This window comes from Pseudomonas sp. S2_A05, from assembly GCF_054668485.1.
Genome location: NZ_CP162775.1, coordinates 1,368,509 through 1,382,964, shown reverse-complemented (window position 1 = coordinate 1,382,964; position 14,456 = coordinate 1,368,509). Strand labels below are relative to the sequence as shown.

14 protein-coding genes and 1 pseudogene are annotated in these 14,456 nt (G+C 60.5%); 6 read left to right on the top strand and 9 right to left on the bottom strand.

Going from position 1 to position 14,456, the window contains the following annotated elements; genetic code table 11:
* Positions 1 to 19 precede the first annotated feature (19 nt).
* The 3 genes from AB4O12_RS06330 to ppk2 form a co-directional block, all read right to left on the bottom strand.
* Positions 20 to 409 (bottom strand): VOC family protein, encoded by a 390-nt coding sequence (locus AB4O12_RS06330; RefSeq protein ID WP_460060865.1) that lies wholly within the window; start codon positions 407 to 409, stop codon positions 20 to 22.
* A gap of 23 nt (positions 410 to 432) precedes the next feature.
* A complete protein-coding gene (locus AB4O12_RS06325; protein WP_041480440.1) occupies positions 433 to 648 on the bottom strand; it encodes a hypothetical protein in 216 nt (71 codons plus the stop codon).
* An 817-nt stretch (positions 649 to 1,465) separates the two neighbouring features.
* On the bottom strand, positions 1,466 to 2,281 hold the full coding sequence (gene ppk2, locus AB4O12_RS06320) for a polyphosphate kinase 2 (protein ID WP_056785103.1): 816 nt from the start codon (positions 2,279 to 2,281) through the stop codon (positions 1,466 to 1,468).
* Between the two features lie 189 nt (positions 2,282 to 2,470).
* On the opposite strand from ppk2, the gene AB4O12_RS06315 reads away from it, so the two are divergent.
* The 3 genes from AB4O12_RS06315 to msrA all read left to right on the top strand — a co-directional run bounded on the left by AB4O12_RS06315 (position 2,471) and on the right by msrA (position 6,274).
* Positions 2,471 to 4,597, top strand: coding sequence for a TonB-dependent receptor family protein (locus AB4O12_RS06315; protein WP_460060862.1), 2,127 nt, complete (start codon positions 2,471 to 2,473; stop codon positions 4,595 to 4,597).
* A 238-nt stretch (positions 4,598 to 4,835) separates the two neighbouring features.
* Positions 4,836 to 5,621: an enhanced serine sensitivity protein SseB gene (sseB, locus tag AB4O12_RS06310; RefSeq protein WP_460060860.1), complete on the top strand. Its 786-nt coding sequence runs from the start codon at positions 4,836 to 4,838 to the stop codon at positions 5,619 to 5,621.
* Positions 5,622 to 5,767: 146 nt separating this feature from the next.
* Positions 5,768 to 6,274: a peptide-methionine (S)-S-oxide reductase MsrA gene (msrA, locus tag AB4O12_RS06305; protein ID WP_460060858.1), complete on the top strand. Its 507-nt coding sequence runs from the start codon at positions 5,768 to 5,770 to the stop codon at positions 6,272 to 6,274.
* A gap of 19 nt (positions 6,275 to 6,293) precedes the next feature.
* Here msrA and AB4O12_RS06300 read toward each other — a convergent pair.
* Positions 6,294 to 7,510: pseudogene (locus AB4O12_RS06300) on the bottom strand (MFS transporter).
* Positions 7,511 to 7,640: 130 nt separating this feature from the next.
* Between AB4O12_RS06300 and AB4O12_RS06295 the strand changes: the two are divergent.
* Positions 7,641 to 8,264 (top strand): TetR/AcrR family transcriptional regulator, encoded by a 624-nt coding sequence (locus AB4O12_RS06295; protein ID WP_150635571.1) that lies wholly within the window; start codon positions 7,641 to 7,643, stop codon positions 8,262 to 8,264.
* A gap of 5 nt (positions 8,265 to 8,269) precedes the next feature.
* Here the strand turns inward: AB4O12_RS06295 and AB4O12_RS06290 are convergent, their stop codons facing one another.
* Positions 8,270 to 9,496 carry an MFS transporter gene (locus AB4O12_RS06290; RefSeq protein ID WP_236169032.1) on the bottom strand — a complete coding sequence of 409 codons (1,227 nt, stop codon included), beginning with the start codon at positions 9,494 to 9,496 and terminating at the stop codon, positions 8,270 to 8,272.
* A 62-nt stretch (positions 9,497 to 9,558) separates the two neighbouring features.
* Here AB4O12_RS06290 and AB4O12_RS06285 point away from each other — a divergent pair, with 62 nt between their 5' ends.
* Entirely contained in the window at positions 9,559 to 10,557 is a 999-nt protein-coding gene (locus AB4O12_RS06285) for a cupin domain-containing protein (protein WP_460062401.1), read from the top strand.
* A gap of 39 nt (positions 10,558 to 10,596) precedes the next feature.
* Here the strand turns inward: AB4O12_RS06285 and AB4O12_RS06280 are convergent, their stop codons facing one another.
* The 3 genes from AB4O12_RS06280 to AB4O12_RS06270 all read right to left on the bottom strand — a co-directional run bounded on the left by AB4O12_RS06280 (position 10,597) and on the right by AB4O12_RS06270 (position 12,858).
* Entirely contained in the window at positions 10,597 to 11,229 is a 633-nt protein-coding gene (locus AB4O12_RS06280) for a carboxymuconolactone decarboxylase family protein (RefSeq protein ID WP_224787239.1), read from the bottom strand.
* A gap of 141 nt (positions 11,230 to 11,370) precedes the next feature.
* Complete coding sequence (locus AB4O12_RS06275) at positions 11,371 to 11,805, bottom strand: cyclophilin-like fold protein (protein WP_460060854.1); 435 nt, start codon at positions 11,803 to 11,805, stop codon at positions 11,371 to 11,373.
* Between the two features lie 24 nt (positions 11,806 to 11,829).
* Entirely contained in the window at positions 11,830 to 12,858 is a 1,029-nt protein-coding gene (locus tag AB4O12_RS06270; protein ID WP_150742621.1) for an alpha/beta hydrolase, read from the bottom strand.
* A gap of 134 nt (positions 12,859 to 12,992) precedes the next feature.
* Between AB4O12_RS06270 and AB4O12_RS06265 the strand changes: the two genes are divergently transcribed.
* Entirely contained in the window at positions 12,993 to 13,901 is a 909-nt protein-coding gene (locus AB4O12_RS06265) for a LysR family transcriptional regulator (RefSeq protein ID WP_095179691.1), read from the top strand.
* A gap of 201 nt (positions 13,902 to 14,102) precedes the next feature.
* Here AB4O12_RS06265 and AB4O12_RS06260 read toward each other — a convergent pair whose 3' ends face one another.
* Positions 14,103 to 14,345 carry a hypothetical protein gene (locus AB4O12_RS06260; RefSeq protein ID WP_110645864.1) on the bottom strand — a complete coding sequence of 81 codons (243 nt, stop codon included), beginning with the start codon at positions 14,343 to 14,345 and terminating at the stop codon, positions 14,103 to 14,105.
* Between the last annotated feature and the right edge of the window lie 111 nt (positions 14,346 to 14,456).

Below are 14,456 nucleotides of genomic sequence, written 5' to 3'. Positions count from 1 at the left end.
AATCAACAGGCTCCATCCATCAGCCGCTGTAGAACACAGCAAGCTTGTTGCCTTCGGGGTCGCGCAGATAGGCCACGTAAAAGTCCGGCGTATAGGCTTCGCGCGTGCCCGGCGGTCCTTCATTGCTGCCGCCACTGTCGAGCCCGGCCTTGTGCACCTGATCGACCTGGTGCCGCGAGTCGGCGCGAAATGCCGGCATCATGCCGTTGCCGGGTGTCGCCGGCTCACCATTGAACGGTTGCGAGATGTGCACACTGCCGGGGCCGTTGGACTTGTCGATGCAATCGGGCAGGTAAAAACAGTAGTGTTCTTCGCGATCATGCCGGTAGCCCAGCGGCGTCAGGATCGCCTTGCAAAAAGCTGCCGAACGCTCGACGTCGTTGGCGCCGATAAACAGATAACTGAGCATGGGACGTCCTCCGATGACAGCTGTCAGCGCTGTGGCTGTTCTTGGTTCAAGGTGAAAACGTTGCCGGCGTCACGCACCAACTGGCGCCATTCGGCACTGGTGATCAGGCCTTGCTCCTCCATCTGATCCGCAGCCTTGAGCAGCTCGTCATATTGCTGTTCCGGATCCAGATCGCCCTCGGCCTGCTCTGCCATCTTGCGCCATGCCGCCAGTGATGCCTTCTTTTGCTGATCGAACATACCGGTATCTCCTGAGGGACTTACCCGGTAGAAAAATCAGCGCGAGAGAGGTTCAGGGCAGACGACGGATGGACGGTTGATGCGCAAAACCTTGTCGGAGTGAGCCTGCTCGCGATAGCGGTATATCTGTCAAATTAAATTTGAATGTTCCTCCGTCATCGCGAGCAGGCTCTCTCCCACAGAAAAAGCAAAATCAAAAGATCGCAGCCTTCGGCAGCTCCTACAGTTGGATCGCGTACCACCTCAAGAACAGGTCGGCTGTCAGGCCGTCATCGCGAGCAGGCTCACTCCCACAGAAAAGCAAAATCAAAAGATCGCAGCCTTCGGCAGCTCCTACAGTTGGATCGCGTACCACCTCAAGAACAGGTCGGCTGTCAGGCCGCCTTCGCGAGCAGGCTCGCCTACAAAGCAAACGCAAAGCAGCGCAGCTGCCCGCGGCGAAGCCGCACCACTCAACAATGAGCGCAAGCTCGAGTGCTTTGATCTTGACTCACCGGCGACGTCGGAAGGCTGAGTGGAGGGATTGATCCGGGCGTGGGAGCGCAGCGACCGTACGACGCAGTCGTACACAGCGAGTGTAGGTGCAGCGAAGCAAACCGGAGCCGCTGCGCCGGGATCGATCCCGGAGCGAAGGAACCCGAGCCTGCGAGGGCCGAACGCAGGAGCAAAGCGTTTTGGTTACTTTTGGGCGTCTGCAAAAGTGACCCGCTGTAAGAGCGGAACCGCCAGCCGCAACACCCGAAAAAACGGATATACACCCAAAACCCCAAGAGCCTGGTCGGCCCAAAGGCCGCCACGCCCAAAAAACCCGCAAATGTCAAAACCGCTCCGCCACCCGCTTGTACGCATAATCCGGCTCCCGGTACTTGCCCGGCTTCTGCCGTTTCGGCAACTCGACCTTGTCGCGCTTCACCTCTTCATAGGGGATGCGACTGAGCAGATCAGTGATGATGTTCAGCCGCGCACGACGTTTGTCATTCGAGTCGGCAACCCTCCACGGCGCCCAATCGGTGTCGGTGTGCTTGAACATTTCGTCCCGCGCCCGTGAGTAGTCATACCAGCGGCTGTAGGACTTCAGATCCATGGGTGTCAGTTTCCAGATCTTGCGCCCGTCATTGATTCGCGCTTCGAGCCGGCGGGTCTGTTCCTCCGGACTGACCTCCAGCCAGTACTTGAGCAGGATCACCCCCGAATCGACGATGGCGTTTTCCACCCACGGGATCGACTTGAGAAACTTGTCGGCCTGCTCCTCCGTACAAAAACCCATGACCCGTTCGACACCGGCGCGGTTGTACCAACTGCGGTCGAAAATCACCACCTCGCCGCCCGCCGGCAGATGCGGCAGATAGCGCTGTACATGCATCTGACTTTTTTCTCGATCGGTTGGCGCCGGTAATGCCATCACGCGGAACACCCGTGGGCTGACGCGCTCCGTGATCGCCTTGATCACCCCGCCCTTGCCCGCACCGTCGCGCCCTTCGAAAACAATACAAACCTTGACACCTTTGGCGATGACCCACTCCTGCAGCTTGACCAGCTCAACGTGGAGCTTGCGCAGCTGTTCGAGATAGTCCTTGTTTTTCAAGCGCGGACGTTCGATTGCCTTTGCAGGTTTCTTCTTGTCTTTCGCCATGAACCTGTCCTCGCGCTTCAACAGCCCGCTGAATTTGTTTATTGACCCGATGGCCCTGATCCGTGAGGTTAGTTCACGCCCGGTTGTTTGCCATCGCCGGGCAAAAAAGCCCTGTCGCCATGTGTTTCCTGAGGTTGTTCCGACGTCGCACTGTTCATTGCCCGATCCCCTGTTTGCTGGAGTTTTTCGATGCCGTCGTCCAAATCATTGCCCACTGCCCTGCTCGGTCTGGCCCTGGCCGGCCCGGCGATGGCCGAGATCCAAGGTCTGGAGCTGGGGCAAGTGCTGATTTCGGCAGATGAGCGCAGTGGCAGCGATGCAGCGGTCGAAGAAGCGCGGGAACGCCTTGAGCAGGTTCCCGGCGGCACCAACGTGGTCGACATGCGCCAGCCGTTGCAGGGCCGCGTTGCCAGCAATCAGGATGTGCTGGCCTATCAGCCGGGGGTGTATGCACAGTCGGCGGGCAACGAAGGCGTGAAGATTTCCATCCGTGGTTCAGGCATCAACCGCGCACCCGGCGCCCACGCCTCGGGGCTCTACACGATGCTGGATGGCTTGCCCCTGAGCGGCCCCGGCGGCACACCGTATGAATTGCTCGAGCCACTGTGGGTCGACCATGTCGAAGTGCTGCGCGGCGCCAACGGTTTCGATCGCGGCGCGCTGGCACTGGGCGGCGCTATCGATTACGTCAGCCACACCGGTTACACCGCGCCGAAGCTGCAAGTGCGCTACGCCACCGGCAGCCATGGCTTTCAGCAGCGCCAGGTCAGCTCCGGGCAAGTGCTGGGAGATTTCGATTACTACGTGTCCCTGACCGATGCCAACGCCGACGGCTATCAGGACCATACCGCCAGCGAGAGCAAAGGCCTGGTCGCCAACTTCGGCTATCGCTTCAACCCGAATCTGGAAACCCGCTTCTACTTCCGCTATCGCGAAACCGACAACGACCTCGCCGGTCGCGTGACCAAGCATTCCATCGAACACAGCCCACGGGCAGCCAACCCGGCGTATGTGGCCCGCGATGACAGCCGCAAGCAACCCGGCAGTACCTTCATCGGCAACAAGACCACGTTCTACCTCGATGACGATTCGAGCATCCAGACCGGCCTCGCCTACCACGACTACCCGATGGATCTGCGCGAAGGCCCGAACCGGCTGAAGGTGGCTTATACCGACGTCAGCGGCACCTTCGACTACAAGCGCCGCGCCACTTTGTTCGGGATGGAAAGCCGCAGCAATGTCGGCCTGCGCGTGACCAAGCACCTGCCCAACGATGGCGCCAGCGAGTTCGTGCGCATCCCGAGTGGCAACACCGCCAGCTATGCCCCGGGCACGCGGATGCGCAACTTCACTTATCAGGGCTCGGACACCGTTCTGCATTTCGGCAATGACCTGGAAATTGCCGACGACCTCTGGCTGACCACCGGCCTCGCCGCGATCTACACCCGCCGCGAAAGCGCCGTGACCTATCCGCAGGGCGGCGGCAAAACCAGTCTCAGCGACTGGGACTATGCACCGCGCATCGGCCTGCGCTACCAGATCACCCCGGACGTGCAAGTGTTCGGCAACCTCAGCCGCTCCGTCGAAGCACCGCACCCGTGGTCGCTGATCTACAGCTCCAACGTGCGCTTCCCTGCCGGCAACGGCGCCGCCACCGGCACCCAGCGCGACCCGGTCGAACTGCAAAACCAGACCGCTACCACTCTGGAACTCGGCGGCCGTGGCGACAGCCATTTGGGCGAATGGAGCCTGGCCTGGTACTACGCGCAAGTTCGTCACGAACTGCTCTCGGTACTGCCGGACGCCAACGCCGTCACGCCCTACGAACTCAACGCCAGCCCGACCGTGCACCAGGGCATCGAGGCCAGCCTCAACAACAAACTCTGGACCGCCGCCGACGGCCGCCAGTTGAGCTTGCGCCAGGCCTACACCTTCAGCGACTTCCACTACCGCGACGATGAGCGCTTCGGCGACAACCGCTTGCCGGGCCTGCCGATGCATTATTACCAGGGCGAACTGCGTTACGACTGGCCGCAGGGCTTCTTCGCCGCCGTAAACACGCAACTGGTGTCCAAAGTTGCCGTGGACTACGCCAACAGCTACTACGCCGATCCCTACGCCCTGTTCGGCGCCACCCTGGGCTACAACGCCCCGAAGGGCGACTGGCAAGGCTGGGTGGACATGCGCAACCTGACCGGCAAGCGTTATGCGGCAACGGTCACGCCGGGGTATGACGACAAGGGAGTGGACGCCGCGCGGTCGACCCCGGGTGAAGGGATGGGGGTTTATGTTGGGGTTTCGTGGAGTTTGCTATAAGACCCAACGCGAAATTCAAATGTGGGAGCGAGCCTGCTCGCGAAAGCGGTGTATCAGCCGTGAATTGTTTCGACTGACACGACGCCTTCGCGAGCAGGCTCGCTCCCACATTTGGCTTTGTGGTGTTGTTTAGAACGGCGCAGGATTCGAATCTTTGGACGAGTATATTCGTGAAAGCACGTACCCTCGAACCGACCAGATAATCATCGCTCTCCATTGAAAATAACGGACTGACCTCATGGATACTTCCCAAGAAAACCCATTGGAAACATCGCTCCGACTCGCCGCGGACGAACCCGCGCATCGCCCTGAGTTCTATCACACCCTGCTGGACTCGACCGTCTACATCCTCGGCACCGCCGGTGCGGCGCAAGGCCATGTCAATCTCGAAGCCGGCAGCAATATCAGCATCGCTCATTGGCAGAAGCCCGATGGCACGCCGGTCATTCCGTTCTTCTCCTCACTGCCAACGCTGCAACAATCCATCGACAGCGAGCAGAGCTATGTGGAGATACCTGCACGATCATTGTTCGAAATCACTCTGGGCGCGCTGCTCTTTCTCAATCCGAAGTCGCCGTACGGCAAGGAATTTCTTCCGGAGGAAGTGCAACGCCTGCTCTCAGGCGAAATCGGCCGGCCCGCCACGCAGCGTACCGTCGAAAAAGAAACCAACGTCTTGCTTGGACAGCCTTCGGACTACCCATCGACGATGGTCCATTCGCTCTCGCAACTGCTGGCCAAACACGCCAATGTGAAACGCGCATTCCTGGCGCTGATGCACGACCCCTCGATTGATGAAAAACCGCACTTGATCGTCGGCATCGAAGCGGATGGCGATATCGAACAGGTCATGCGCGAAGCCGGCAATGTCGCTGGGGACACAGCCCCTGATGGCGGGCCGGTTGATTTTTGCCGCGTGCTGACGGGACAAGCCGGGCTGAGTGATTACTTCCTCAGGGAGACCAAACCGTTCTACGAGCGCAAGTCACCGAGCAAGCTGCGTTCGTTCTTTGGCTTTGGTTGAATACGATCTGATGAAAATCGCAGTCGCCTGCATGTCGCTTGATCAGCAGGCCAGTGGTCGATTCTCATGAGCGTGACCTTGGATTCTCTCAACCCGCCCTCATAACAGTGGGTATCCCCCCATCGTCTCGAGAGGAAGCACACACCATGACCACTCAAACCGAAACTGCCATTCTCGCCGGCGGCTGCTTCTGGGGCATGCAGGATCTGTTGCGCCGCTATCCGGGTGTGCTGAAAACCCGCGTCGGCTACACCGGCGGCGATGTGCCGAATGCGACCTATCGTAATCATGGCAACCACGCCGAAGCCATCGAAATCGAGTTTGATCCGGCCGTGATCAGCTACCGGCAGATCCTTGAGTTCTTCTTTCAGATCCACGACCCGAGCACGCCCAACCGTCAGGGCAACGATCTTGGCCCGAGCTACCGGTCGGCGATTTACTACCTCAACGACGAGCAGCGCGCCGTCGCTGAGGACACCGCCGCCGATGTCAACGCCTCGAAGCTGTGGCCGGGCCGTGTGGTAACCGAAATCGAACCGGCCGGGCCGTTCTGGGAAGCGGAACCCGAGCATCAGGATTACCTGGAGCGGATTCCGAACGGTTACACCTGCCACTTCATCCGGCCGAACTGGAAACTGCCGAAGCGCGGTTGAAGAAACTGCTTGGCTGGGTTCAATGCCCCGCCACCACCGAAGCTCCTACGGAGCGCGGGCCTGACCTGAAACCGTGGGCCCGGGCACCCAGGCAATGGCGAAGGCGATAGCGACCAGTGCCAGCATGGCCCACGGAAATGAGGTAACGCCCCACTGATCGAGCAGCACGCCGCCGACGACACCGCTGCCAGCGATCGCGCTGTTCCACGCCACTACGTTCAACGACAAGGCAACATCCGCTCCGTCGCCCGCCGCATCAGCCAGCGCCGTTTGCAACAGCGTCGCTGCGCCGCCAAAGGTCAAACCCCATGCCGCCACGCCGAGATAAATCACCTCTGGGTTGCCTCCGCCAAATCCCAGCGCCACGCAGACGGCGGCAAAGGTCGCCAAACTCAGCAGAACCGTCGAGCGCAGCAGCGGCTCGACCAGCTTCGCCGTCAGCCATATCCCGACCAGCGCGGCGATGCCGAAGCTCAACAACACCACATCCACCCGCTCGGCCATGCCCGCCGGCGCCACGAACGGAGCGATATAGGTGTAGAGAATGTTGTGCGCCAGCATCCAGCTGATCACCACTGCTAGCACAGGACGCACGCCCGGGGTAGTCAGGACTTTGCTCAGCGATAGGCGTTGATGGGCCGGCTGCGGCGGGTAGTCGGGCACTTTCACCAGTACCCAGACGATCAGTACCAAGGTCAGCGCCGACATCAGACCGAATGTAGTGCGCCAACCGACCAGCCCACCGAGCCACGTACCCAGAGGCACGCCCAGCGACAACGCAATCGGTGTGCCGACCATCGCCAGCGCCAACGCCTTGCCCTGCTGTTCGGGCTCAACCATGCGTCGCGCATAGCCGGCCAACAGACTCCATGCCAGACCCGCCGCAACCCCGGCGAAGAACCGCGCGACCAGCGTCACGCCGTAGTGCGACGACAGCGCGGTAATCGAATTGAACAGCAGGAAACCGACAATCGTCAGCAGCAGCACGTTGCGGCGCCGCCAGCCCCGGGTGGCGATGGTCATCGGGATCACCGCCAGTACGGAACCCAATGCGTACGCGGTAACCATTTGCCCGGCCATGGACGGCGAAATCGCCAGACCTTCACTGATCAAAGGTAGCAGGCCCGCCGGCAGGGTTTCGGTGACGATGCAGATGAAGCCAGTCATGGCCAGCGCCAGCAAAGCGCCGATGGGCAGACCTTTTGGCGTAGCCGTTAACGTGATTGAAGGTGTCACTGGAAGCTCCTCGAAAAAACCGACTCAGATTTAAATACCGATCGATCTAGATCCTGAGGGTGCATGCGCAGCGTTGTCAACAATTTCTGTATCGACTAGTCTTTATATTAAATCAATGAGGAGTCAGGTCATGGCGAGAACCGGTCGCCCCCGTCAGTTTGATCGCGACGACGCCGTCGATCAGGCTTTGCAACTGTTCTGGCAACACGGCTACGACGCGACATCGCTCGCCCAATTGAAGGCAGGCCTGGGTGGCGGTATCTCTGCGCCTAGCTTCTACGCCGCGTTCGGTTCCAAGGAAGCGTTGTTCGATGAATGCGTGCAGCGTTATTTAACCACCTACGCGCAAGTCACCGAGTGCCTGTGGGACGACAGCCTGCCACCACGCCAGGCGATCGAGACCGCTTTGCGCCAGTCGGCACGCATGCAGTGCGACGACACACACCCCAAGGGCTGCATGGTTACCCTCGGCGTCATGAGCGCACCGAGCCCGGAAACCGCCCATGTGGCGCAAGCCCTGACCCACTCCCGGCAGCGCACCCGTGCCGGCATTCAAGCCTGCGTCGAACGTGCTGTGAATGCCGGCGAGCTGGCCAGCGGCACAAGTGCGGCGGCGATGGCGACGGTATTCGACAGTTTCCTGCAGGGCATATCCATCCTCGCCAGAGACAACACCGCGCTGGATAACATTGATGCTGCCATCACTCAGGTCATGCAAACCTGGGACATTGCCGCCACGCGTAAGGCGGATTGATCAAATCACAAATGCACCGGTGCCACCGGCGCCGAACCCGGCTCCGGCACATCGACATTGACCTTCAGGGCAATCAGCAGCGCGGCCAGCAACATCAGAATTCCAGCTGCTACAAACACGCCATTGATGCCGCTGAAACTGAACACCGAACCGCCGGCGGCGGCGCCTGCGGCAATCGCCGACTGCACCGATGCGACGACCATGCCGCCTGCGCTTTCGGCCTGATCGGGTATCGATCGCGCCACCCAGTTCGACCATGCCACCGGCACGCCACCGAAGGCCATCCCCCACAGAGCCAGAAGCAACGCCTGCCCGGTGAGCGACGCCGGTAACCCGACCAACGCCAGAGCAGCAACGCCCACCAACACCGGCATCAGCACCAGTGTTGCGCGTGGATTGCGCTGCAACAGCCAGCCAGCGAACAGCGTGCCGGCAAAGTTCGCCACGCCGAAACCGAGCAGCATCAGCGCCAGCGTCTGCGGGCCGACTCCGGTGGTGCTTTCCAGAAATGGCCTGATATAGGTGAACAACGCGAAGTGGCCGGTGTGCACCAATACACAGCCGAACATGCCAATGGCAATGCCCGGTCGCAGCAAAACCTCAAGCACCGTACGCAGGCGTGACGGTCGATGCGGCGCCAGACTCGGTAACGTGAACATTTGAAAGACCAGCGTCACCACGCCAACCGCCGCAGCTGCGAAAAACGCACTGCGCCAGCCAAACTGGCCGCCGAGATAACTGCCCAATGGCACCGCGACCACGGTCCCGACGGCGATCCCGCTGAAGATAATCGACAGCGCCCGTGGCAGCAGCGCCGCCGGCACCAGGCGCATCGCCACGGCCGCCGCCATGCTCCAGAATCCGCCCAGAGCTATGCCCAAAAGGATGCGCATGATCAGCAACACTGCGAGGCTCGACGACAGCGCCACCAGCAGATTCGACGCGATCATCAGTACCGAGAAACCGAGCAAGACCAGCCGCCGATCAAGACTGCGCGTCAATCCAGGTACGAGCAATCCGGCAAAGAGCGCCACCACTGCGGTCACCGTCACTGCTTGCCCGGCCAGGGCTTCGCTGACGCCAAGGTCGAGCGCCATCGGCGTCAGCAGGCTGGCCGGCAGATATTCTGCGGTGAGTAAACCGAACACACCCATCGCCAGTGAGAAAACCGCCATCCACGCAGGAACCATCGGCTCCTCTTCAGCTCGCCCATCACCTACACGTTCATTCATTTCCAGACTCCCTCGGACATTTCGAGAGGGCAGTCTATTGACGGCAAACCGGATGATCTATGATGGGCAGTCTTGAACTTTTGATCGAAACCCCGAACATGAGCAGCACTGATTCCTTTTCACTGTCATCAGACCTGATCACTGAATTGCTGCGCAGCATGCGTCTGCGTGGCGTGCAGTATCGGCGGATCCACGCCGGTCCGCCGTATGGTCTGGGTTTCAGCGACAAATCGGGCCATGCGTATTTCCACTTCGTTGCCGCTGGATCGACGGTGTTGCGACTGGAGGACGGCAGCCTTTACGAGTTGGCGGCGGGCAATGCGGTATTCATTGCCCATGGTGCAGCGCACCAGTTGCTGTCACACCCAAACGCCGAAGTGCAGGACATTGACAGCGCCGTCGCCGCGCCACTCGGCGATACGGTCTGCGCGGTGCAGGTCGGTCACAGCGCCGTTTCGCCCGATAGCGCCCTGCTCTTCAGTGGCTGTATGGAGTTCGAGCTCGGCAGCCTGCAGGGCCTCGGTCGGCTGATGCCGGGACTGATGCTGATCGACGCCGGCGGCCAGCGTTATCCGGGGCTTATGCCAATTCTTGCGACCATGGAACGCGAAGTCAGCGCAGCGCGCATCGGCTTCGCCGGCATTCTCGCTCGCCTTGCCGACGTAGTGGCGGCAATGATTGTTCGTGGCTGGGTCGAATGCGCTTGCGGCAATGCCTCCGGTCTCGTCGCCGCCCTGCGCGACCCTCGTCTGTCGAAAGCTTTGCTGGCCCTGCACCAACAACCGGGGCGCGACTGGAGCGTCGCCGAGCTGGCAACGCTGTGCAACACCTCACGCTCGGTCTTCGCCGAACGCTTCCAGACCACCCTCGGCACCCCGCCGCTGCGCTACGCCACCGAACTGCGCATGCGCTTGGCCAGTCAGTGGCTGACACTGGAAAGACTGCCGATCGAAGAAGTGGCGCAGCGCTTGGGCTACACCTCCCAAGCGGCGTTCAGTCGTGCGTTCAAGCGGATAACGGGAAGCTCACCGGGAGCGAGTCGGCGCCAGCGCGCACTGTAGAAATTGCGTTAACAGGGCGGCAATGAATCCGAGCCGCCCTCACCGCTGGATTTTCCCCAGCCCCGCGCCCACCCGCTCAGCAGCCTGCAAATCCCCGCGCGCCTCCAACTCCTGCGCCACTTGCCGCAACTGCTCAACCGTCAATCCCACATTCAGACTGATCTTCAAATGTGACTCCAGCTGCGATTCCACCCCAGCCATTGCCGCCAGCGCGCCAACCGTCGCCAGTTCCCGATCCGTCCATGCCAGGTTGTCGCGGGCGAAGATGTCGCCGAACAAGTGCACTTTCAGGAACTGATCGATCGCCGGGGCGAATTCGAAGAGCGGGCCGGACACTGGCGCGCCGACCAGACGGGTCTGATTGTCGGTGCCGAGTTCGGTAAGTGCATACCCCGACGGAACCGGGCCGGGCTCTCGTCCGGGCGCGTCTTCAATGCCCCGCGCGGCGCGTTCCTGCACAACCTTCATTAGCAAGGACAAGGCGTTGAGGCTGCGTGGGAACCCGGCGTAGGCGTACAGCTGCACCAGAACTTCCTTGGTTTCGCTGATGCTCAACCCGGCATCGAGGCCGCGATTGAGTGCGTCGTGCAAACGCGGCATGTCGCCGATTGCAGCGTTGGCGGCAATCGGGGCGATCGCCAGTTGCTTAAGCGTCAGAGGTTGTTCTTGCATGATCGGTTTCTCCGGTGATCGGGAAGGATTGGCGCACAGAGGATTCACGCAGGCTGCGCTGGCGAGGACCGCGCAGCCGAGAGCCACAATGCGCAGAAGGCGCGGCTGATGCAGGTTTTTCAGCTTCATCAATGAATCTCCTCACTCATCCAGCGTGAACGTCACCCGCACATCGCCACGCCCCAAGGTCTCGGCCAAGTCCTGCGGCCGGTCGATGCGACCAAGGCGCGAATAGCGGTAAGACGAATCGAAGGTTTTGTAGAAGACCACCAACGTATCGTCGCCATACAAAAGGAAATCGCCGTTGTGGATCGTGCCCGGCCGATAGGGCTGCGTGGGCAAGGGCGGCTGCACGGTGGCGTATTTTTCGTTGCTGTGCAGGTCGACCATGTTCAGGCTCAGCGGCAATCGCGTGAGCAATTGCCGAGTGCTCGGGTTGTCCTCAAGAGCAATGGCAAAACGGTGTTCTCCGACGGTCATCCACATCGTGATCTCCTCCGGGTTAGCAGCAGACAGAGCAAAGGGCAGCCATGCCATCAGTACGAATCCCTTCCAGCCGTTGGCAAAAATCCGCATCGCTTTGCTCCGTCGCGTTGAAAGTTACTTCAGGTTGCTCTTGAAGAACTGCGTCAGCTTGGCAAAAGGAATCAGCTCGGCCCGGTCGTACAGATCGACATGACCGGCATTCGGCACAATCACCAGTTCTTTCGGCTGCCCCGCCAACCGAAACGCCTCTTCGCTGAACTCACGGGAGTGCGCGTCGGCACCGGCAATAAACAACATCGGGCGCGGCGAGATGCTCTCGATATCGACGAATGGATAGAAGTTCATGAACTTGGTGTTGCTGCTCAGCGTCGGACGCGTGGTCTGTTGCGGCGTCGAGCTGGCCGGGGTGAATTCGCCGCGCGGGGTGCGGTAGAAATCGAAGAATTCACGCTGGATCGGATGGGTGTCGGCCTTCAGTTCCAGCACCGTGCCGCCGGTGTATTCGACTTTGCCGCCAGTAAACTCGGCGTAACGCTGCTCGGCCGCTTGCGCAATGATCTGCTTGCGCTGCGCAAGGCTTTGCGAATGCTTTAGGCCGTCACGGTTGGCGGCGCCCATGTCGTACATGCTGACCGTGGCGATGGCTTTCATGCGCGGGTCGATTTTCGCCGCGCTGATCACGAAGCTGCCACTACCGCAAATGCCCAACACGCCGATGCGCTCGCGGTCGATGAATGGCCGTGTGCCGAGGTAATCGACGGCCGCGCTGAAGTCTTCGGCATACATGTCCGGCAGCACGGCATTGCGCGGCGCGCCCTCGCTTTCGCCCCAGAACGACAGATCCAGCGACAAGGTGACAAAGCCCTGCTCCGCCAGTTTCTGTGCGTACAGATTGGCGCTCTGCTCCTTTACCGCGCCCATCGGATGACCAACGATAATCGCCGCGCTGCGGGCTGCCGGGTCGAGTCCTTTAGGGACAAACAGGTTGCCGACCACGGTGAGTTGATATTGATTTTTGAAGCTGACCTTCTGCGCGGTCACCTTGTCGCTTTTGAAGAAATTGTCGGCACCGTGGGACATGTCAGCTCCGAATGCAGTGAATGAACTCAGGAGAAACCCGAGCAGTATGAACAGTCGTTTCATGGGGGCGTCCTTGATCGAGAAGCCAGTCGTGGCCGGGATGAAGGTATTGTTGCGCACGCTCGAGACTTTGATTAGCTAATGAGTGCTTAATGCGGTTATAACTGCTGCTAATCAATAGAGCTGAACATTGCGCCATGGCCAAACCCAATTTCAACGACCTGCTTGCCTTCGTCACGGTTGCCCGCAGCGGCAGCTTCACCCGCGCGGCGGTGCAACTGGGCGTGACGCAATCGGCGGTGAGCCAGGTAGTCTCGGCGCTGGAGGCACGTCTTAAAATTCGCTTGCTTACCCGCACCACACGCAGCGTGTCACTGACCGCGGCCGGCGAACGCTTGCTGCACACCGTGGGTCATCGTTTCGATGAGATCGAAGCCGAGCTGGACGCTCTCACCGAGCTGCGCGACAAGCCCGCTGGCACGGTGCGCATCACCTGCGGCGACAACATCATCAAGACCACTCTGCTGCCGAAGCTGACGCCACTATTGCTGCAATATCCGGACATCAAGCTCGAGTTCGATATCAACTACGGTTTCCGCGACATCGTGGCCGACCGCTTCGATGCCGGCGTGCGTTTCAGCGATACCGTCGCCCAGGACATGATCGCCGTACCGATCGGCCCGCCACTGCGCATGGCCGTGGTCGCTTCGCCCAGCTACTTCGCCCAGCACCCCGCCCCGCAACATCCGCGCGATCTGGCGGCGCACCGTTGCATCGACATCCGCTTTCCGACCTACGACGGCGTCGATGCATGGGAATTCGAGCGTCAGGGCAAAAAGTTGAAAGTGCGAGTCGACGGGCAACTGGTGTTCAACTCCACCGTGCACATCGCCGACGCGGCTGTGAACGGGTTAGGGATTGCCTACCTGCCTGAAGACGAGTTCGGTACGCATCTGGCTGAAGGGCGTTTGGTCAGAGTGCTGGAAGACTGGTGCGAACCGTTCGGTGGCTTCCACCTCTACTACCCCAGCCGCCGCCAACCGTCGCCGGCGTTTTCACTGGTGGTGGATGCGTTGCGCGTGGTCAGAGACCCAGCCCCGTTGTAGGAGCGAGCCTGCTCGCGATAACGTCGGCACATCCAACAGAGTAAGTGCCTGACCCAGCGCTTTCGCGAGCAGGCTCGCTCCCACAGGGTTTTGCGTCAGATCCCGGAAATCAGTCGATTCACAAATCCATTGTGGGAGCGAGCCTGCTCGCGAAGACGCCAGACCAGGCAAATCATCTCTGCATGCCACCCCGCGCGCGCCTCACAACTTCGACACATCCCCGGTAGCCTCGGCAATCGTCGCCAAGGTTTCCTCCATGCTGGCGATGTCTTCATGCAGCTTTTGAAACACCAGATCCAGCGACTCGGGAGCGTCCACGGTCTGATGGCCACGCAGCGACTCGACGCTAGCGCTCTCCACGTGCTGAAGAATGTCCACGCTTTCTCGCAGTGCCAACAGCTGATCAAAGATCGCGGCAATCTGCGCCTGGCTGCGGGTGCTCATCGCTTCCCCGGCTTACAGATCAGTGATCCCCATCCCAGACATGTGATGACCATAAATCAGCCCCTTCTAAAGAAACGATGAACACAGAAAACAAGAGCCTGCTCAGCCTTT

What these genes read in the sequence shown, in the direction of transcription:
- AB4O12_RS06330 (WP_460060865.1), bottom strand. Translation starts at nt 409, where the DNA reads ATGCTCAGTTATCTGTTTATCGGCGCCAACGACGTCGAGCGTTCGGCA.
- AB4O12_RS06325 (WP_041480440.1), bottom strand. Translation starts at nt 648, where the DNA reads ATGTTCGATCAGCAAAAGAAGGCATCACTGGCGGCATGGCGCAAGATG.
- ppk2 (WP_056785103.1), bottom strand. Translation starts at nt 2,281, where the DNA reads ATGGCGAAAGACAAGAAGAAACCTGCAAAGGCAATCGAACGTCCGCGC.
- AB4O12_RS06315 (WP_460060862.1), top strand. Translation starts at nt 2,471, where the DNA reads ATGCCGTCGTCCAAATCATTGCCCACTGCCCTGCTCGGTCTGGCCCTG.
- sseB (WP_460060860.1), top strand. Translation starts at nt 4,836, where the DNA reads ATGGATACTTCCCAAGAAAACCCATTGGAAACATCGCTCCGACTCGCC.
- msrA (WP_460060858.1), top strand. Translation starts at nt 5,768, where the DNA reads ATGACCACTCAAACCGAAACTGCCATTCTCGCCGGCGGCTGCTTCTGG.
- AB4O12_RS06295 (WP_150635571.1), top strand. Translation starts at nt 7,641, where the DNA reads ATGGCGAGAACCGGTCGCCCCCGTCAGTTTGATCGCGACGACGCCGTC.
- AB4O12_RS06290 (WP_236169032.1), bottom strand. Translation starts at nt 9,496, where the DNA reads ATGAATGAACGTGTAGGTGATGGGCGAGCTGAAGAGGAGCCGATGGTT.
- AB4O12_RS06285 (WP_460062401.1), top strand. Translation starts at nt 9,559, where the DNA reads ATGGGCAGTCTTGAACTTTTGATCGAAACCCCGAACATGAGCAGCACT.
- AB4O12_RS06280 (WP_224787239.1), bottom strand. Translation starts at nt 11,229, where the DNA reads ATGCAAGAACAACCTCTGACGCTTAAGCAACTGGCGATCGCCCCGATT.
- AB4O12_RS06275 (WP_460060854.1), bottom strand. Translation starts at nt 11,805, where the DNA reads ATGCGGATTTTTGCCAACGGCTGGAAGGGATTCGTACTGATGGCATGG.
- AB4O12_RS06270 (WP_150742621.1), bottom strand. Translation starts at nt 12,858, where the DNA reads ATGAAACGACTGTTCATACTGCTCGGGTTTCTCCTGAGTTCATTCACT.
- AB4O12_RS06265 (WP_095179691.1), top strand. Translation starts at nt 12,993, where the DNA reads ATGGCCAAACCCAATTTCAACGACCTGCTTGCCTTCGTCACGGTTGCC.
- AB4O12_RS06260 (WP_110645864.1), bottom strand. Translation starts at nt 14,345, where the DNA reads ATGAGCACCCGCAGCCAGGCGCAGATTGCCGCGATCTTTGATCAGCTG.